Below are 19,304 nucleotides of genomic sequence, written 5' to 3'. Positions count from 1 at the left end.
GCCGATGAAACGCTTGCGCCCCCGTCCCCGGGACATGAAGGCGGACATCTCGGGATCAGGCCAAGAAAGGTGATCTTGCGATCGCAAGCAGGCACGATAACCGCACAAGACAACAGGGAGGGGCTAAAGCCATGACCGAGACCACAGGCGGCAGACCTTCGGGCCCCCGGTGCATCGCGCTGGTCGGGCCCTATCAGAGCGGCAAGACGACGCTTTTGGAGGCCATTCTCCATCGCACCGGCGCCATTAGCCGCATGGGTTCGGTAAAGGAGGGCAACACCGTCGGCGATGCCTCTGCCGCGGCGCGTGCCCATGGCATGAGCGTTGAGGTCAACGTGGCCAGCACCGAATTTCTCGGCGATACCTACACCTTCATCGATTGTCCCGGTTCGGTGGAATTCGCCGAGGATGCCCGCGCCGCCCTTGTTGCCTGCGATGCGGCGGTCGTGGTCATGGAGCCGGATCCCAAGAAGGTGCCGGCCCTGCAGCTCATCTTGAAGCAGCTGGACGAGATCGGCCTGCCGCGTCTGATCTTCATCAACAAGATCGACAAGGCCGAGGGCGGCGTGCGCGACATGCTTGCCTGGCTGCAGCCGGCCTCCAGCCAGCCGCTGGTTCTGCGCCAGATCCCCATCTGGAAGAATGGCATCGCCATCGGCACCGTCGATCTCGCCCTGGAGCGGGCCTACATCTACAGGGAGCATGCACCGTCCGAGGTGGTGGAGATCCCGGCCGAGGAAAAGGATCGCGAGGCGGAAGCCCGCTTCGAGATGCTCGAGAAGCTCGCCGACTATGACGACGAGCTGCTCGAAACACTGCTCTCCGACATGGAGCCGCCCACCGACAAGATCTTCGAGGATCTGCACAAGGAGCTGGCCGAGGGGCTGATCACCCCTGTTCTCCTTGGCTCGGCCGAAAACGAGAACGGCATCTTGCGCCTGATGAAGGCCCTGCGGCACGATGTGGATGGCATCGAACGCACGGCCGCCCGTCTCGGCGTCGATCCCGAGGCAAAAGGCGTTGGCTGGGTGATGAAGACCTTCTATCTGCAGCAGGGCAAGATGTCTCTGGTGCGCGTGCTCGCCGGCAGCCTTTCCGACGGCGATACCGTGCATGCCTCTGGTGGCAACAGCGCCCGCATCGGTGGCCTGTTCACCCTGTTCGGTCAGGAGGCGCGCAAGATCTCCGGCCCTGCCCGCGCCGGCGACGCGATAGCACTTGGCCGCCTGGAGGGCATTGGCACCGGCGAGGCCATCTCCCTTGACAAGGCCGAGCTGCCCGACATTGCCGTTCCGCCCGGGCCGCAGCCCGTCTATGGCATGGCGCTCACCGTCTCCGACCGCAAGGACGAGGTGAAGCTTACAGGCGCGCTCGCCAAGCTCATGGAAGAGGATCCCGCCCTTGTGCTGAAGCATGATCCCGACACCGGCGAGATGGTGCTGTGGGGCCAGGGCGAGATGCACCTGCGCGTGGCGCTGGAGAAACTGAAGGAGAAGTTCGGCGTCTCCGCCGAGGCCCATCCGCGCCGCATCGCGTACAAGGAAACCATCCGCAAGCCCGCCCGCGCCCGCGGTCGTCACAAGAAGCAGACGGGCGGTCATGGCCAGTATGGCGATGTCATTCTCTCGATCCGTCCGCTTGGCCGCGGCGAGGGCTTTGCCTTTTCCGACACCATCACCGGCGGGGTCGTGCCCAAGCAGTACATCCCGGCCGTGGAGGCGGGCGTGAAGGAATACAACGAGCGCGGCCCCTTGGGCTTTCCGGTGGTGGACATTGCCGTCACCCTTGAGGACGGCAGCTATCACACCGTCGATTCCTCCGAGCTTGCCTTCAAGCTCGCCGCGCGTCTGGCCATGAGCGAGGCGATGAAGGAGGCCTCGCCGGTGCTGCTGGAGCCCATCGTGCACGTGAAGATCCACGTGCCCAGCGAGGCCACCTCGAAGGTGACCCAGATCGTCTCCGCCCATCGCGGCCAGATCCTGGGCTTTGCCCCGCGCGAGGGCTGGACGGGCTGGGATACCGTGGAGGCCCACATGCCCGAGGCGGAAATCGCCGATCTCATCGTCGAGCTGCGATCGGCCACCGCCGGGGTGGGCACCTTCGAGTTCGCCTTCGATCACATGCAGGAGCTCACCGGCAAGCTCGCCGAAGACGTCATCCGCCGCTTCGGCGCCGGCGCCGGAGAAGGCTGATCACCGCGAAAGGCGTGCTTTGTCCGCCGGATTGGTCTTGCCTGACAAGCGTGACATTCGGGCCCATGGCATGCGTTGCCATGGGCCTTTTCAATAAGAAAATTACTGAAAATGATTATGAAGATCAAAAAGAGGCGCCGTATATCACGAAGCGAGCAAATAATACAACTGCCGCTAAGTAATGTTGTATAAAACACCTTTAAAGCCGCAAGGCGAGCACCGTTATGCTTTTAGACTTCGGTCGGAGATTTCTTGACGAGGCCGCCGGCGATGTGATTGGTTCCTTGCCTGAATGTGCGGTCATGGGAGGGATCGACAACACATGGACAGCCTCAAGACCAATGCCGGCGCGCAAAAGACAGAGCCAGCCATTCGCCCCCTGATGGGCAATGAGGCCATCGCCCGCGGCGCCTGGGAGGCGGGCGTGAAGGTGGCATCGGCCTATCCCGGCACGCCCAGCACGGAAATCCTGGAAAATCTCGCCCGCTATCCCGCCGAGGACATTTCCGTTGAATGGGCCGTGAACGAGAAGGTGGCGCTGGATATCGCCATCGGCGCGTCTTTCGCCGGGGTGCGCGCCTTCTGCTCCATGAAGCATGTGGGGCTCAATGTCGCCGCCGATGCCCTCATGTCCCAGACCTATATTGGCGTCAACGGCGGCCTGGTCATCACCGTCTGCGACGATCCGGGCATTCATTCCTCCCAGAACGAGCAGGACACCCGCATCTATGCCCGCCTGGCCATGGTGCCCTGTCTGGAGCCGGCCGATGCCCAGGAGGCCTACGAACTGGTCAAGACGGCCTTCGACATCTCCGAGGAATACGACACGCCCGTGATCGTGCGTTCCACCACGCGCCTGTCGCACACCCGCTCGCCGGTGCGCATTGGCGAGCGTGAAGAGGTGCCCCGAAAGCCCTTCGAGGAAAATCCGGCCAAGAACGTCATGATCCCCGCCCATGCCCGCCAGAGGCATGCCCGCCTTCTGGAGCGGGAGCAGCGCTTGAAGGAGCTCTTCGCGCAGGAGCCTTTCTCCCGCATCGAATGGGGACGCAAGGACATTGGTGTCATCACCCTTGGCGTGCCCTATTCCTACGTTAAGGAGGTCTTGCCGGAGGCTTCCGTGCTGAAGCTTTCCGCCTCCTGGCCGCTGCCGGAGGATCGCCTGCGCGAATTCGCCGAGTCCGTGGAGCGGCTTTTCGTCGTGGAGGAGCTGGAGCCCATCGTCGAGGACGAATTGCGCCGCCTCGGCATTGCCGTGGAAGGCAAGGTCTGGTTCCCGCGCACGGGCGAGCTCTCTCCGGAAATCGTGCGTGATGGTTTCGTCGCCGCCGGTGTTCTGGAGCCGCCGCCCGCCGCGGAGGAGGAGCTTGACATCGAGCCCCTGGTGCGCCCGCCGGTGCTCTGCGCCGGCTGTCCGCACATGTCCACCTACAACGTGCTGCGCACCATGAATGCCCGTGTCGCCGGCGACATCGGCTGCTATACCCTGGCCGCCATCGAGCCGCTCAAGGCCATCGACACCTGCGTCTCCATGGGCTCTTCCATCGCCAACGCCATCGGCATGGCCCGCGCCGGCTACAATGAGCGGCCCATCGTCGCCACCATCGGCGATTCCACCTTCCTGCACGCAGGCATTCCGCCGCTCATTGATGCCGTCTACAACAACGTGAACATCACCGTCGTCATCCTCGACAATTCCATCACCGCCATGACCGGCGGCCAGCATCATCCCGGCACCGGTTATGGCATTCGCGGCAACAAGACCCACAAGGTGGACTACGAGGAAATCTGCCGCGCCGTCGGCGTCAAATGGGTGCGCACTGTCGATCCCTATGACTTAAGCGCCCTGTTCAAGGCCCTGCGTGAGGCGGTGGAATACAAGGGCGTCTCCGTGGTCATCGCCGATCGCCCCTGTGTCATCGATCCGGTGCGCATCACCGGGCCGGCCATGGTGGTGGATCAGAAAACCTGTATTGCCTGTCAGGCCTGCATGAATCTGGGCTGCCCGGCCCTGACCTGGAGTGATGAGTGGTATGAGGGGCATCACAAGGTGAAGATCGATCCGGGGCTGTGCATCGGCTGCGCCGTCTGCGCCCAGATCTGCCCGACCACCAGCATCCAGCCAAGCCAGGCCGACACGTAAGGGGAGCGTGCAATCGTCATGACCGAGACCACCGTCAACGAAACCGCTTCCGCCGGCGCTTCCGGTGAAAAGACCGTGGCCGAGCGCCCCACCAACGTGCTGATCGTCGGCGTCGGCGGCCAGGGCGTCATTATGGTGTCGAAGGTGCTGGCCACGCTGGCGCAGGCGGCAGGCAATCAGGTCAAGCAGAGCGAAGTGCACGGCATGGCCAAGCGCGGCGGTGCCGTCTTCTCGCATGTACGCTTTGGCCGCAAGGTCTTTTCGCCCACCATTCCCCGCGGCGAGGCGGATGTGCTGCTGGCGCTTGAATGGGCGGAAGGCCTGCGCTGGCTGCCCTATCTCAACCGCGCGCGCGGCGTCTTTATCGCCGATACCCAGCGCATCGTGCCGCCCTTTGCCTGTCGCAACCGCGCCGATGGCGCACCGCTTGGCTATTCGCGCGAAACCCCGAAAGACATCCTCGCCAAGGTGAGAACCGGCTATGCCCTCAACGCCACCGGTATCGCCGAATCTTTGGGCAATCGCCGCGCTGCCAATACCGTCCTGCTCGGAGTGCTCTCCACCGCGCTCGATTTTGCCGAGAAGGACTGGCTAAAGGTCATTGAAAGCTTCGTGCCCCCCAAGACGGTGGAGGTCAATCGCGCCGCTTTCCTTAAAGGGCGGGAATGGGCCGAGCGCCATGCCGACGTTGGCCTGGACGAGGATGTGGACTTTTCCCTGCCGTCGCCGCCGGCGGTGGAGCCGAAAAGGCCGCAGGTGTTCATCGAGCGCGCCTGGTGCAAGAGCTGCGACATCTGCGTGAAGATGTGTCCGGAGCGTTGCCTGGAGCTCGATGAAAAGAACATCGCCCGCATGAAGGCGCCCGAGCGCTGCACCGGCTGCCGCCTGTGTGAATATCTCTGTCCGGATTTTGCCATTCGTGTCCTGCGTCTGCCCGCCGGTGACAGCCAGCAGGAGGTGCGGCCATGAATACGCAAACACCGGTGAACCTTCAGGGCAATCATGCCTGCGCCCTTGGCGCCATCGCCGCCGGCTGCACCTTCTATGCCGGCTATCCCATCACGCCATCCTCCGAGATCGCTGAGCACATGGCGCGCGAACTGCCCAAGGTGGGCGGGGTTTTCATCCAGATGGAGGACGAGATCGCTTCCATGGCCGCGGTCACTGGCGCCTCCATGGGCGGCGCCCGCGCCATGACCGCCACCTCCGGCCCCGGCTTTTCGCTCAAGCAGGAGAACCTGGGCCTTGCCGCCATGATGGAGGCGCCCTGCGTCGTTGTGGATGTCATGCGCGGCGGCCCCTCCACCGGCATGCCCACGCGCCCCTCCCAGAGCGATGTCATGCAGGCGCGCTGGGGTTCTCATGGCGACCGTCCGGTGATCGCCATTGCCCCCGCCTCCGTGCCGGAGGTCTATGCCGAGACCATCCGCGCCTTTTCCCTGGCGGAGCGGCTGCGCACGCCGGTCATACTTCTCGTGGACGAAGTGATCGGCCACCTTGTCGAGACAGTGACCCTGCATGAGCCCGACGAGGCGGAAAAGGGCGCGCGCAAATGGGCCGAGGGTTCAAGGGAAGGCTTCCTGCCCTATGCCATCACCGAGGATGGCATACCGCCCATGCCCCGGCCCGGAGACGGCTATCGCGCGCATGCCACCGGCCTCACCCATGGCGAAAACGGCTTTCCCACCCAGAAGCCGGAAGAGGTGGCCAGGGTCATGAACCGGCTTCTTGGCAAGATCGAGAAGCACCGCGACATCATCGACAAGTGGGAGTGCGTGGATTGCGAGGATGCCGAAATCCTCGTGGTTGCTATCGGCATTTCCGCCCGCGCCGCCCGCGCCGCGGTGCGCGAGGCAAGAAGCCGCGGCATTCCCGCCGGTCTCTTCCGCCCGATCACCCTCTGGCCCTTCCCGGAGGAGGCGGCGAAACGCGCAGCGGCCAATGCCCGCACCGTGATCGTGCCGGAGATGAATGCCGGACAGCTCGTGCTTGAGGTTGAGCGCGTCCTCGGCTGTGGCCGCAATGTGCGCCCCGTCAACCGCATCGACGGCGAGCCTGTTGCGCCGGCCGAGATCCTGCAAGCCATTGAGGAGGCGAAGGCATGAACGAGCGCGCCGATCCGCAAAAGCTGCCGCGGGATGGCAGTTTCGAGATCCGGGACTGGCTCAGGCTGGAGCTCATGCCGCATTTCATGTGCCCCGGCTGCGGTCATGGTATCGCCCTGCGTGCGCTGCTCTGGGCGCTTGATGAACTCGGCATCGACAAGGACAAGCTCGCCGTCGTCTCCGGCATCGGCTGCTCCGGCCGCACCGCCGCTTATATCGATGCCAACACCTTTCACGTCACTCATGGCCGGCCGCTGGCCTTCGCCACTGGCCTGAAACTGGCCCGGCCGGATCTCACCGTCATCGTCATCTCCGGCGATGGAGACAGCCTCGCCATCGGCGGCAATCATTTCCTGCATGCCTGCCGCCGCAATCTCGACATGACGCTGATCCTGCTCAACAACGAGATCTATGGCATGACCGGCGGTCAGGTTTCGCCCACCACCACGGCCGATCGCTTCACCACCACCACGCCTTTCGGCAACAACGAGCCCGTCTTTGATGCCTGTGAGGTGGCAAAGGCGGCGGGAGCCACCTTCGTTGGCCGCGAGGCCACGCTGCAGACACCAAATCTCAAGGACCTGCTTAAACATGCCGTGGCCCACCATGGCTTTTCCATGGTGGAGGTGATCTCCGACTGCACGGAAATCTATGGCCGCAAGAACGATCTCGGCAATTCGCCGGAGATGATCCTCGCCCAGAAATCCGGCATGCGCCCGGAGGCCTATCGCAATACCGTGGATCAGCCCTTCCGGCCCAATCCGTTCAGAACCGGCGTGCTCCATCGCGGTGATCGTCAGGAATACCTGGATGCCTACCGCGCCCGTGTTCAGGCGGTGCAGGCGGCGAAAGGAGGCGGCAAATGAGCACGCGTCAGACCGAAATTCGCCTCTCCGGTTCCGGTGGTCAGGGGCTTATCCTTTCTGCCCGCATCCTCGCCGAGTGTTTTCTCAGGCAGGGGCGCAAGGTGGCGCAGTCACAAAGCTATGAACCCACATCCCGAGGGGGCTTAAGCCGCGCCGATGTCGTGGTCTCCGACGATATCCCCGACTATCCTCTCGCCACCGCCCTGGATTATCTCGTGGTGCTGGATCAGTGCGCCGTTGAGGCCTCCCGCGACATGATCCGCGACGATGCGCTTGTGCTCGTCGATGCCGAGCGCGTCACCGAACCCCTTAAGGGACGGTTCAGAACCGTGTCCTTGCCTTTCATTGCAAGGGCGCGCGCCCTCGGCAATGAGCGGGTGGCCAACATCGTTGCCCTTGCCACGCTGATTGAGCTGGGTGATCTGCTGCCCGAGGGGCTTTTGGAGGAAGTGGTGCGCGCGCGGGCGCCCAGGCGTTATCTGGAGCTCAATCTGGACGCCCTCGCTGCCGGCAGGGAGCTGGCCCGCCGGGAAAGGGCCGATGCGCAATAACATGGTCGGAACACACATGACAGGCCATGACCGGCAGAAATGACACCGATCACGCCCCGGTTTTCATTCCGGGGCGTTCTTGGGCCGGCGTCGCACTCTTTTGTCAGGGAGTGAAGGGCAAAGGCCAGAAACCCATGACCATGAGCGGGATGAAGAACGAAAAGCGGGAAGAGCAAGCGAAAGGCAGGGACCATGAGCAAGAGGGAGCGGGATTACGGCAAGCCCTATGAACCCATCGAGACGGCCAGCCGCGATGAAATCGCCGCCTTGCAGCTGGAGCGCATGAAGAAGACCTTGCGCCATGCCTACGAGAACGTGCCCTTTTATCGTGAGAAATTCGATGCGGCCGGCGTTCATCCCGATGATCTGAAGGATCTTTCCGACCTGTCGAAATTTCCGTTCACCGAGAAGGACGATCTGCGCCAGAACTATCCCTTCGGCATGTTCGCCGTGCCCCGTGAGCAGGTGGTGCGCGTGCATGCCTCTTCCGGAACCACCGGCCGCCCCACCGTCGTCGGCTATACCAGGAACGACATCGAGACCTGGGCCAATCTCATGGCCCGGTCCATCTGGGCCGCCGGCGGCCGCCCCGGCGACATCGCCCATAATGCCTATGGCTATGGCCTGTTCACCGGCGGGCTTGGCTTTCATTATGGCGCGGAGAAGCTGGGCTGCACGGTGGTGCCCGTCTCCGGCGGCATGACCGAGCGCCAGGTTCAGCTCATCCTCGATTTCAAGCCCGACCTCATCATGGTCACGCCCTCCTATCTCCTGGCCATCGCCGATGAGTTCGACCGTCGCGGCATTGATCCGCGCGAGACCTCCCTGCGCATCGGCATGCATGGCGCCGAGCCGTGGACGGAGGAAATGCGCGCCGAGATCGAGGAGCGCTTCGGCATCGATGCCATTGATTTCTATGGCCTCTCTGAGGTGATCGGCCCCGGTGTCTCCGTGGAATGCATCGAGACCAAGGACGGCCTGCACATCTGGGAGGATCATTTCTATCCGGAGATCATCGATCCCGACACCGGCGAGGTCCTGCCCGATGGCGAGCTGGGTGAGCTTGTCTTCACCACGCTGACCAAGGAGGCCTTCCCCGTCATCCGCTATCGCACCCGTGACCTCACCCGCCTTCTGCCCGGCACCGCGCGCACCATGCGCCGCATGGAAAAGGTGCGCGGCCGCACCGATGACATGATGATCATCCGCGGCGTCAACGTCTTTCCGTCCCAGATCGAGGAGCTCATCCTCAAGGACGAGCGCCTCTCGCCCCATTACGTGCTGGAACTGAGCCGGGAAGGCCCGCTCGATCGCCTTGATGTGCACGTGGAGATCAAGCCGCAGCTGGAAAGTGAGCTTGAAACCCTGGCTGAGGACTGTGCCAAACGCCTGCAGCACAACATCAAGAACTACATTGGCGTCTCCACCATCGTGCACATCCGCCGCGTCGGCGAAATCGAACGCTCCATGGGCAAGGCCAAGCGCGTCATCGACAAGCGCAAGCTCTGATGCTCATGCGCGGTCTCTTTCTTTTGAGAAGAAAATACCGGAACGGGATTGTATCCCCTTCCTTAAACATTTTGGCGGGGTATGTTACCCCGCCATTCGTGCCTTTGCCGGGAATGAAAACCTCGCCGGACTGTTCCTTCATGAGGTTGAAAGCCTCTTCCGGCAAGGGATCACACCCCGAGATAGGCCTCCTTCACGCGCGGATCGTGCAGCAGCGCTTCGCCTGAGCCGTCCAGCGTTGTCACGCCGCCTTCCAGAACATAGCCGCGCGTGGCAATGGAAAGGGCCACATAGGCATTCTGCTCCACGAGGAAAATGGTCATGCCCTCTGCCGCCAGCTTCTGGATGATCTCGAAGGTCTGATCCACCAGAAGCGGCGAAAGCCCCATGCTTGGCTCATCCATCAGCAAAAGCCGCGGCTTTGCCATCAGGGCGCGGCCGATGGCCAGCATCTGCTGTTCGCCGCCGGAGAGCGTACCGGCCAGCTGCCGCCGCCTGTCCTTCAGACGCGGAAACAGATCATAGGCGCGCTCCAGCCCCTCTTCCTCCTCATTCTTTGAGCGGCTGATGGCGCCAAGGCGCAGGTTGTCCTCCACCGTCATCGCTCCGAACACCCGCCGCCCTTCCGGCACCTGCACGATCCCCAGCCGCACGCGGGCGGCGGCGTTCATGCGGGAAATATCCTTGCCTTCAAAGAGGATGCGCCCGCCCGTGATCGGCTGCACGCCGGAGATTGCCCGCATCAGCGTGGTCTTGCCGGCACCGTTGGCGCCCACCAGCGCCACCAGCTCTCCGCCATGCACCGTCACCGAAACCTTCTTGAGCGCCCGGATGCGGCCATAGCGGGATTGCAGCTCCCGCACCTCCAGCATCGGCACCGCTGACGTCTCCGTCCGCTGCCTGTCCTTCATCTCAGCGCTCCCGTGCCCTGTGGCCCAGATAGGCCTCCACCACCTCCGGATTGGCCCGGATCTCTTCCGCCGTGCCCTCGGCCAGCACCCGCCCATGGTTGAGCACCATGATGTGATCGGAAACGCCCCAGACCAGATGCATGTCATGCTCCACCAGGAGCACGGTGATTCCGTCCTCGGCGATGCGCTTGATCAGGGCATCGATCTCCGCCGTTTCGGCGGGGTTGAGGCCCGCGGCCGGTTCATCCAGCATCAGGATGCGTGGCCGTGTGGCCAGCGCCCGCGCGATTTCCAGCCGCTTCAGCGCGCCGTAGGGCAGGGCGGAGGCATCGGCGTCGACATAATCGCCAAGGCCGACATAATGCATCAGCTCCTCGGCAAAGATGCGGGTGCGTGCCTCGCTGTCGCGCACTGAGGATGAGCCGAACAGGCAGGGCAGAAAACGGCGCGTGGTGTGCAGGTGATTGCCGACCATGACATTTTCCAGCGCCGTCATGTTGAAGAAGATCTGCAGGTTCTGAAACGAGCGGGAAACGCCCCGCGCTGCCAGCTGATGGGCGGGCAGGCCGGTAACGTCCTCGCCATCGAGGATGATGGCGCCGGCATCGGGCATCGTCAGCCCCGTGAGCAGGTTGAACAGGGTGGTCTTGCCGGCCCCGTTCGGGCCGATGATGGAAAAGACATGCCCGGCCTTGACTGTGAAGTCCACCTGATCCACGGCCTTCACCCCGCCAAAGCTCTTGCTCAGACCCGTCACCCTGAGAAAGGTCATGACCGCCGCCCCTTAAACAGACCCGCCAGCGTCGGCACCAGCCCTTTCGGCATCAAAATCATCATGCTCATGAGAATGGCGCCGAAGACGATCATCTCATAGTCATGAAAATCGGCCAGCATCTGCGGCAGCACCGTCAGCAGCACCGCGCCGACGATGGAGCCGGTGATCGAGGCCATGCCGCCCAGCACCACCATGGTGACCAGCTCGATGGAATGAATGAAGCTGCCTTCATCCGGCGTGATGAAGCCGCTGTAATGCGCGAAAATGCTGCCCGCCACCGAGGCGATGATCGCCGAGACCACAAAGACGAGCACCTTGTAATGAAACACATCCACGCCCATGGCCGCAGCCGCGATCTCCGAGCCGTGCACGGCCTTCAGCGCCCGGCCCACCGGCGAATGCACCAGATTGAGCGCCAGCCACACCGTGATGAACAGAAGAATGGCAACGAGCGTGTACCAGGCGAGATTGCCGCTCACCACGTAGCCGAAGGCGGAGAGATCGCCCACCGGCATGCCATCGGGCCCGCCGGTGATGTCCACCTCCTGATCCAGCACAATGGAAACGATAATGCCCATGCCCAGCGTGGCCATGGCCAGATAATGCCCTTTAAGCCGCAGGATCGGGCGGGCCACGGCAAAGGCGATCAGGCCCACCGCCACCGCGCCGGTGATCATCGCGCCCAAAGGATGAAAGCCGAAACGGTCCGGCAGGATCGCCGAAGCATAGGCGCCAAGCGCATAGAATCCCGCATGCCCCAGGCTGATTTGCCCGGCATAGCCGATGAGCAGATTGAGCCCGATGCAGACAATGGCGTTCAGCCCGGCGAGAATGGCCACGTTGTAGTGAAAGCCGTTCTGCAGAAACAGCGGCCCCAAGGCGAGGGCAAGAGCGAGCAGCAGCAGGCCGCCGTAGCGTTGCAGGCGTGTTCCGTTCATACCTTGGTCACCTCCGCACGGCCGAACAGTCCGTTGGGCATGAACAGCAGAACGAAAAGAATGATGATGAAGGCCACCGCGTCCTTGTAGGCGGAGGTGAGATAGCCTGCCGTCATCGCTTCCGCGATGCCCACGATCAGCCCGCCGGCGATGGCCCCCAGCGGATTGCCCAGGCCGCCGACGATGGTCGCGGCAAAGCCTTTCAGCCCCAGCATCACCCCGACATTGGCATAGGTCATGGTGATGGGCGCCACCAGCACCCCGGCCATGGCGCCCAGGGCAGCCGAAAGCACGAAGGACAGGCGCACGATGCGCCGGGTGTCGATGCCGACAAGCTGTGCCGCCAGCGGATCGATGGCCGTGGCCTGCATCGCCTTGCCGATGCGCGTATGCTCGAAGAAGAGCCTCAAGCCCAGCATGGTGAGCACAAGCGCCGTGCCGATGATCAGCGACTGCGGCAACAGCGCCGCACCCAGGATCTGAATGGGCGTATCCCCGGCGAAGGCGGGCAGGGCGTGAAAGTTCCGGTCCCAGATCACCTGCGCCAGCCCTCGCAACAGGATGGAGGCACCGATGGTGATGATGATCAGGCCCACCACGGTGGAGCCGCGCGCCGTCTCGATGCCGAAGCGGGCGAGAACCCAGCCGACAGCAGCCGCCCCCGCGATGGCAATGAGGATGGCCAGCGGCATCGGCACGCCCGCCTTCATCAGAAAGACCGTGGCCATGCCGCCGATCATCACGAACTCGCCCTGGGCGAAGTTGATGACGTGGCTGGCGTTGTAGATGACGGCGAAGCCAAGGCCGATAAGCCCGTAGATGGCGCCCACCGTCAGCCCCGAAAACAGAAATTGCAGAAACTCTGCCAGCACCGTGCGCCCTCTCGCCTTGTTCCGGATGCCTTTCTGAGGTGAGGCCCGGCCCGCCGGTCATCAGCGATGGCCCTCAGGCCGGGAAGCGGGCCGGAGATGCAATTTTCTCCGGCCCGCGGTTGACCTGGAAATGCATATGTTCAGCGCCGCCCTTACTTGAGCAGCTTCCAGGTGCCGTTGCGCACTTCCACCATGACGAAGGACTTCTCATCCAGCCCCAGATGGTCGGTGGGCGACATGTTGTAGATGCCATCAGCCCCGATGTAGTTCTTCGTCTGCTCAATGGCGTCGCGCACCTTGGCCTTGTCGGTGGTGCCGGCGCGCTTGATGGCGTTCACCGCAATCATCAGCGCGTCATAGGCATGCCCGCCGAAGGTGGAGACGGCGTCATGATAGCGGCTCTCGTAGGCCTTCTTGTAGGCGAGCGCCACCTTCTTCTGCGGATTGTCATCCGGCAGCTGCTCCGCCACCAGCAGCGCCGCCACCGGCAGGCGCACACCTTCCGCACCGCCTTCGGCGCCCTTGATGAACTTCATCGAGGCCGAACCGTGGCTCTGATAGTGCGGGATGGTCATGCCCAGCTGCTTGAAGTTCTTGGCCACAATGCTGGTCGGCGCGCCAAAGCCGCAATAGAGGAAAGCCTGCACGCCGGGGGTGTTCTTGATGCGGGTCAGCTGCGGCGTCATGTCGGTATCACCCTTGCCGTGGGTCTCGTCGGCCACGATGGTGATGCCGAACTCCTTGGCCAGCTTGCGGGCATTGCCGGCGCAGGACTTGTCAAAGCCACCGGAACCGGAAAGCAGGCCGATCTTGGTCAGGCCCCGCTTCTTCATGTCGGCGTAGATCTTGCGCACCGCCAGCCGGTCCGTATGCGGCGTCTTGAACACCCACTTCTTGACCGGATCGATGATGATGCTCGCGCCCGCCAGCGAGATGAACGGGATCTCCGCCCGCTCCACCAGCTTGATCACGGCCATGGTCGTGCCGGTGGTGGAACCGCCGATGATGAGGTCCACCTTGTCCTGCTCGATCAGGCGCCGGGTAAAGGTCACGGCCTTTTTTGCCAGATGCTGGGAGTCATAGTGAATGAGCTTCAGCGGCCGTCCCAGCACCCCGCCTTCCTTGTTGATCTTCTCGATATAGAGCTGCAGGGTCTTCAGCTCGGGATCGCCCAGAAACGAGGCCGGGCCGGTCACCGCCAGGAAAGACCCGATCTTGATCGGCTCCGGATCGCCCGCCATGGCCGGCTTCTGCCCCATGGCGAAAGCGCCCAGCGCCAGGCCGGTGCCCAGCATGGTGGCCGCCGCCTTTCGCAACAGTCTGCCCAGAAACGACATCGACACCCTCCCTCTCGAACAGCCTGAAATCTCCTTTGCAGTAAGCGCTCCCGCCTGCTTCATCCCGCAGCGGGCAGGTGGCGCAACCGCTCCTTGCCCGGGTTCAAGCCGGACGACGCCTTCCGCCCGCCGGAAACTTGCGATTAACTCGCAACTATCCCGCATGGCGGAAACGGCCAAGCGCATGATTCTCCGCTTTTTTTGGAACCGCAAGCCACGTATTCCGCGAACACACGCAAAAAACGCCTTATGCGCGAAATACGGGCCGCCCTTGATGCCAGAAAATGCGGGATAAGAACCGAAACCGCAGCAGACGCACCGCCGCCATCAGCAAGAAAGACCTGAACTGCGTAAAACCTGAAGGCGTTCAGGACTGGCCTGCCGCCGGCACCGAGACGAGATGACGCCGGCCGCTGTCGATGCGGCGCAGGCGCTCCTCTTCCTCAAACATGTAATCGCGTGTCATCGGCACCGCCTGCTGATCCCGCACCATCTGGATCTGGAAATTGTTCATCAGTCCGGTGCGGAACATCACCTCCGATGCGGCAAGATAAAACTCCCACATGCGGCAGAAACGCTCGTCATAAAGCGCGCGCGCCTTCTCCCATTGCGAGACGAAGCGCTCCCGCCAGCAGCGTAAGGTTTCAGCATAATGCAGGCGCAGGATCTCCACATCGGAAATGATCAGCCCCTCGCGCTCGATCACCGGAATCACCTCGGACAGGGCCGGAATGTAGCCGCCGGGGAAGATGTAGCGGTCGATCCAGGCGGAGGTGACGCCGGGGCCGTCAGCCCGGTTGATGGAATGCAGAACGGCAATGCCATCCGGCGTTAACAGCTCCCGGACCTTGGAGAAGAAGGCGGGATAGTGATTGACGCCGACATGCTCGAACATGCCGACGGAAACGATGCGGTCAAAGCTCTCGTTGATGTCGCGATAATCCTGCAGGCGGAATTCCACCCTGTCTTCAAGCCCGCGCTGCCGCGCGCGGGCGCGCGCCACGTCATATTGTTCCTCCGAGAGGGTAATGCCCACAACCCGCGCCTGACACACTTCGGCCAGATAGAGTGCAAGCCCGCCCCAGCCACAGCCGATGTCCAGAACCCGCATGCCGGGGCGGATCATCAGCTTGGCGGCGAGATGGCGCTTCTTGGCCAGCTGCGCCTCATGCAGGGAGGCGTCCGCCCGCTCGAAATAGGCACAGGAATACTGCCGGTCACTGTCCAGAAACAGCTCATAGAGGCGCCCGTCCAGGTCATAGTGATGGGCAACGTTGCGCTTCGCCCGTCCGCGCGGATTGAACTGTTGCAAACGGCGCTTCAGCCCGCGCAGGAAACTGGGAATGGTAAACCCGGCCGGGCCGCCGTTGTGCTTGACATTGTCCATCAGCAACAGCAGCAAATCGTAGATGGAGCCCTTCTCCATCACGATGCCGCCGTCCATGTAGGCTTCGCCGAACTTGAGATCGGGATCGAACAGAAGCTTCAGCGCCCAGCCCGTGGAGGTGATGCGAAACCGCACCTCCTCGTCCTTGCCGTCGCCAAAATGACGCACATGGCCGTCCGGATGCACAACGGCGAGATTGCCCCGTTTCACCAACCGGTCAAGGACGGTATTGACGAGCGCTTTCATGGCAGCCTCCCGATCTGCCCCGGCGCAAAAACGGAGCATATGCGCTCCGCCATCAGCCCCCGCGCAATTCAGGCGCCGGCCTGGCCAAACTCACACGGATGGCAGAAAAGGATGTGGCGCCCGGCAATGCCCTCTTCAAGGCGTCCATCCCCCACCGTCCGCTCATTGTGTTGTTTTTTGAAGAGAAACTATAGTGACGCGCGCTTGCCACGACAAGAGCAGGGGGACATGACCTATCGTCACACGAGTCATGACGGCCTGTTTGCGGGCTTGATCAAGGAAGAGAAAGGTCTCAGCCCTCCCTCTCAGCATCGGGCAAATCCTTCGATATCGAAACGGGATTTTTTCGAGAAAAGTAAGGCCGAAGCGCCCTGATTTTGGCGGCTTCGGCCTTTTTCGTGTCTGGCCTTGCGGCATGAGGCCTAATCGGCCTCCGTGCGCAAGGGCGCCATGGTGTTTGGTTTGGGGTGAGGAGAGCCTCAAGCCTCCTTTTCGGCCTCGTCCGTCTCCCCGGCGGTTTCGGCTTCGCTCTCGCCCTCGGCCTTGGCCTCGGCTTCCGCCTCGGCTTCGGCCTTGGCCGCCTCGATTTCGGCCAGCATGGCCTCGGCCGCCTCGCGGGCCTCCTCGCGCTCCGCCGCCGAGCCGACGAGGATCTCGCCCTTGGCCTGCAGCTCCGCCTCGTCCTCGTTGCGGGCGACGTTGAGCGTCACCGTCACGCTCACTTCGGGATGCAGCCGCACGATCACGTCATGCAGCCCAATGATCTTGATCGGCCGGTCAAGCTGCACCTGATTGCGCACCACCTCAACACCGAACTCCTCCTTCAGGGCATTGGCGATGTCGCGGGTGGTGACGGAACCATAAAGCTGCCCCATCTCGCCGGCCTGACGGATGAGCACCAGCTTGGCGCCCTCGATCTTCTCCGCATCCTTCTCCGCGGCGGCGCGCGCCTCGGCGTTCTTGCGCTCCAGTTCCTCGCGCTCGCGCTCGAAGCGCTCCAGATTGGCCTTGGTCGCGCGCAGCGCCTTGCCCTGCGGCAGCAGGAAGTTGCGGGCATAGCCGTCCTTGACGGTGACGACATCGCCCATGTTGCCCAGCTTCTCGATCCGTTCCAGCAGAATGACCTGCATGATGCTTTCTCCTTGATCGTTGAGTGAAGATCGTTGAGTGAACCGCAAATACGGCCGGATCATCCGGCCAGGGAGGATTTTCTAGGAAACGGTGTTTCCGGGCGGCCCGCCGCCCCGGCCCAGCACCCGCCGGCGGATGCCGAAGGCCACTTCCGCCATGCCGAGAATGACCAGCGGTAGGGCAATGAGCCAGTTGAGCACCAGAAGGCCGAAATAGAGCACCGCCAGCACCACCGGCCGCCAGGGATTGCCCAGGGTGACGGCATGCACCACCGCCAGCCCCAGCAGCATGAAGGCCACCAGCAGCGTGCTGGCGAAAATCTCGCCGATGAGCCCGAATATCCCGGGAAGAAAGGTGGCGAAGGAGGCAACCGCCAGCCCCGCCAGCGCGCGCGGATGCAGCGTGAGCTTCCAGAACGGCGCCCAGGGCCGCACCGGATAGCCGAAGGCCTGCGCCAGCCGCCCGCCGGCCCAGAAGTTCACAAGCATGGTGAGCATCCACACGATGGCCGACACCGGCGGGGTGGCCGCGATCAGATAATCGCGCACGGTTTTCACCTGATCCGGCGGCAGGTCCTCGGCCAGGCGCGTGGCCTCAAGCACGGCATCGGCCATTTTGCCCAGGCCTGCGCGGATGCTCTCCAGATCCGTGCCCAGCAGCAGAAGCGCCGCTGAAACGAGCACACCGCCCATCACCGCCAGCCAGATGAGCAGCCGCCCTTCCGGATACCATTCGCGCCCCGCCTCATCCTGGGCCTCGCCCTCGCCGCCGCCGGCCGCCGGCCGCCACATCAGGGCCAGTCTGGAGAGAATGACCGGCGCCACCGCCATGGCCAGAAGATAGAACAACGCCGCCCGCATCCCCGCCGTGGCCAGCACGTATAGGGCACCGGCTGCGCCCGCCACCGCAGCCGCCACCCAGCCAAAGGCGAGCCCCACCATGAACAGCGGAAACGGCGAGGCATAAAACAGCAGGAAGGACGCCATTGAGCGCCCGATAATGCCGGTGAAGAAAAAGCCGGAAAGCACTCCCGCTGTAATCGCGATCACCAGCCACGCCGGGGCGGACGCGGCAGGCGGGCCGGACTTGTTGTCGTTCCCGCTGTTCTGTGGGGCAGGGGAGGGCGGAGTGGCATCCTTTTCCGGGGCGTCCCAGGGCCCCGCGGCAAGCACCAAGGGTTTCAAAGGCGCAGCCGGCCATGCGGCAAGGCCCTTTCCCGCTTGCATCAGGCGGAAAAGGGCCCTTTCAGCATGTCCTGTGCATGAAAACCGCATGCGGCTGTCCCCGTTTTCGGGTTAGGGGCGGAAAATCTCCGCTCCAACCATCGCCCGCTCCGGCCATATCCGGACGCAGACTTCGCCAGATGGTGTTCTCAAGGTTCTTCGCCGGTCGGCTGCCGGATCTTCATTTTCGCTCTCCGGCCGGAGAAGAACCTCCTTGCCGATTGTGCCTTACTTGATCACGAAGGGCAAAAGCCCGAGGATGCGCGCCCGCTTGATGGCCCGCGCCAGCTCGCGCTGCTTCTTGGCGGACACCGCCGTGATGCGGCTCGGCACGATCTTGCCGCGCTCGGAAATGAAGCGCTGCAGAAGCTTCACGTCCTTATAATCGATCTTCGGCGCGTTGGCCCCGGAGAACGGGCAGGTCTTGCGGCGACGGAAGAAGGGACGACGGACAGGAACGTTCATGGCTTATCCTCCTCTTCCTCAGTGCTCGCGCCGGCGGCCGCGGCCGCGCTCTTCCTTGGCCCGCATCATCACGGACGGGCCTTCCTCCAGCTCTTTCACGCGCACGGTCATGAAGCGGATCACATCATCGGAGATGCGCTCCAGGCGCTCCAGCTCCTGCACGGCTTCCGCGGGGCCGTCGATGTTCATCAGAACGTAATGGGCCTTGCGGTTCTTGCGGATCTTGTAAGCCAGATTGCGCAGGCCCCAGTATTCGGTCTTGCCGACCTTGCCGCCTTTTTCCTCGATGATCTTCTTGTGGTTTTCGGTGATCTGGTCCACCTGCGCCGGGCTTAGGTCCTGACGCAGCAGGAAAACATGCTCGTAATAGGGCATGTGGCCTTTCCTCGCTTTACGGGTTGACGATCCTTAAAAGCCGCATCCCTTCCGGCGCGAAGCCTCCCGACGGCCCGGGAAAGGCCAGACGGGATCCATCACCAGGAGCGGAGACACCGGAAGCCGGGCTGGCGATGCCAACAATGCCTGCACAATCGGGACAGGCTCATGATATCCCAATGGTGCATCATCATGTGACATCCGCCCTGCCGCTTTAATCCCCCTGCCAACGAAAAAAGCCGCGCTGGCATGGGGATGCAAGCGGCCTTCCGTTCAGC

The 19,304-nt window shown here is 63.2% G+C and carries 17 protein-coding genes; 7 read left to right on the top strand and 10 right to left on the bottom strand.

Annotation, left to right across the window (positions count from 1 at the left end):
- The first annotated feature begins 131 nt into the window (after positions 1-131).
- From EK16_RS04755 to paaK, 7 genes are all read left to right on the top strand, one after another.
- On the top strand, positions 132-2,192 hold the full coding sequence (locus EK16_RS04755; protein ID WP_038035043.1) for an elongation factor G: 2,061 nt from the start codon (positions 132-134) through the stop codon (positions 2,190-2,192).
- A gap of 322 nt (positions 2,193-2,514) precedes the next feature.
- A complete protein-coding gene (gene iorA, locus EK16_RS04750; RefSeq protein ID WP_197059606.1) occupies positions 2,515-4,335 on the top strand; it encodes an indolepyruvate ferredoxin oxidoreductase subunit alpha in 1,821 nt (606 codons plus the stop codon).
- A gap of 18 nt (positions 4,336-4,353) precedes the next feature.
- Positions 4,354-5,304 carry a 2-oxoacid:acceptor oxidoreductase family protein gene (locus EK16_RS04745; protein ID WP_038035041.1) on the top strand — a complete coding sequence of 317 codons (951 nt, stop codon included), beginning with the start codon at positions 4,354-4,356 and terminating at the stop codon, positions 5,302-5,304.
- Positions 5,301-6,440: a 2-oxoacid:acceptor oxidoreductase subunit alpha gene (locus EK16_RS04740; protein ID WP_038035037.1), complete on the top strand. Its 1,140-nt coding sequence runs from the start codon at positions 5,301-5,303 to the stop codon at positions 6,438-6,440. Before EK16_RS04745 ends, EK16_RS04740 begins: the two co-directional genes overlap by 4 nt.
- On the top strand, positions 6,437-7,306 hold the full coding sequence (locus EK16_RS04735; protein ID WP_156098485.1) for a thiamine pyrophosphate-dependent enzyme: 870 nt from the start codon (positions 6,437-6,439) through the stop codon (positions 7,304-7,306). Before EK16_RS04740 ends, EK16_RS04735 begins: the two co-directional genes overlap by 4 nt.
- A complete protein-coding gene (locus tag EK16_RS04730) occupies positions 7,303-7,857 on the top strand; it encodes a 2-oxoacid:acceptor oxidoreductase family protein (protein WP_038035036.1) in 555 nt (184 codons plus the stop codon). The genes EK16_RS04735 and EK16_RS04730 overlap by 4 nt, the downstream gene beginning before the upstream one ends.
- Before the next feature lie 192 nt (positions 7,858-8,049).
- Entirely contained in the window at positions 8,050-9,366 is a 1,317-nt protein-coding gene (gene paaK / locus EK16_RS04725; protein ID WP_038035035.1) for a phenylacetate--CoA ligase PaaK, read from the top strand.
- Positions 9,367-9,536: 170 nt separating this feature from the next.
- Here paaK and EK16_RS04720 read toward each other — a convergent pair whose 3' ends face one another.
- From EK16_RS04720 to rpsF, 10 genes are all read right to left on the bottom strand, one after another.
- The gene (locus EK16_RS04720; RefSeq protein WP_231573605.1) at positions 9,537-10,277 is read right to left on the bottom strand and encodes an ABC transporter ATP-binding protein; all 741 of its coding nucleotides are present in this window, start codon (positions 10,275-10,277) and stop codon (positions 9,537-9,539) included.
- 1 nt (position 10,278) lies between these two features.
- A complete protein-coding gene (locus EK16_RS04715) occupies positions 10,279-11,049 on the bottom strand; it encodes an ABC transporter ATP-binding protein (RefSeq protein ID WP_038035031.1) in 771 nt (256 codons plus the stop codon).
- Positions 11,046-11,990, bottom strand: a complete 945-nt coding sequence (locus EK16_RS04710; protein ID WP_038035029.1) for a branched-chain amino acid ABC transporter permease — start codon at positions 11,988-11,990, stop codon at positions 11,046-11,048. The genes EK16_RS04715 and EK16_RS04710 overlap by 4 nt, the downstream gene beginning before the upstream one ends.
- The gene (locus EK16_RS04705) at positions 11,987-12,862 is read right to left on the bottom strand and encodes a branched-chain amino acid ABC transporter permease (RefSeq protein ID WP_081910265.1); all 876 of its coding nucleotides are present in this window, start codon (positions 12,860-12,862) and stop codon (positions 11,987-11,989) included. Before EK16_RS04705 ends, EK16_RS04710 begins: the two co-directional genes overlap by 4 nt.
- A gap of 152 nt (positions 12,863-13,014) precedes the next feature.
- A complete protein-coding gene (locus EK16_RS04700; RefSeq protein ID WP_051928941.1) occupies positions 13,015-14,199 on the bottom strand; it encodes an ABC transporter substrate-binding protein in 1,185 nt (394 codons plus the stop codon).
- Positions 14,200-14,566: 367 nt separating this feature from the next.
- Positions 14,567-15,832, bottom strand: a complete 1,266-nt coding sequence (locus EK16_RS04695) for an SAM-dependent methyltransferase (protein WP_038035027.1) — start codon at positions 15,830-15,832, stop codon at positions 14,567-14,569.
- Positions 15,833-16,311: 479 nt separating this feature from the next.
- Entirely contained in the window at positions 16,312-16,962 is a 651-nt protein-coding gene (gene rplI, locus EK16_RS04690) for a 50S ribosomal protein L9 (protein WP_038035025.1), read from the bottom strand.
- An 81-nt stretch (positions 16,963-17,043) separates the two neighbouring features.
- Complete coding sequence (locus EK16_RS04685) at positions 17,044-18,012, bottom strand: YybS family protein (RefSeq protein WP_156098484.1); 969 nt, start codon at positions 18,010-18,012, stop codon at positions 17,044-17,046.
- A 402-nt stretch (positions 18,013-18,414) separates the two neighbouring features.
- Positions 18,415-18,651 carry a 30S ribosomal protein S18 gene (gene rpsR, locus EK16_RS04680; RefSeq protein ID WP_038035021.1) on the bottom strand — a complete coding sequence of 79 codons (237 nt, stop codon included), beginning with the start codon at positions 18,649-18,651 and terminating at the stop codon, positions 18,415-18,417.
- Between the two features lie 18 nt (positions 18,652-18,669).
- Positions 18,670-19,026 carry a 30S ribosomal protein S6 gene (gene rpsF / locus EK16_RS04675; RefSeq protein WP_038035020.1) on the bottom strand — a complete coding sequence of 119 codons (357 nt, stop codon included), beginning with the start codon at positions 19,024-19,026 and terminating at the stop codon, positions 18,670-18,672.
- Between the last annotated feature and the right edge of the window lie 278 nt (positions 19,027-19,304).

It is taken from the genome of Thermopetrobacter sp. TC1 (genome assembly GCF_000746275.1).
In the GTDB taxonomy this organism is placed as follows: domain Bacteria; phylum Pseudomonadota; class Alphaproteobacteria; order Rhizobiales; family Aestuariivirgaceae; genus Thermopetrobacter.
The sequence above is the reverse complement of the archived record's forward strand: the minus strand, read 5'-3'. Positions and strand labels throughout refer to the sequence as shown.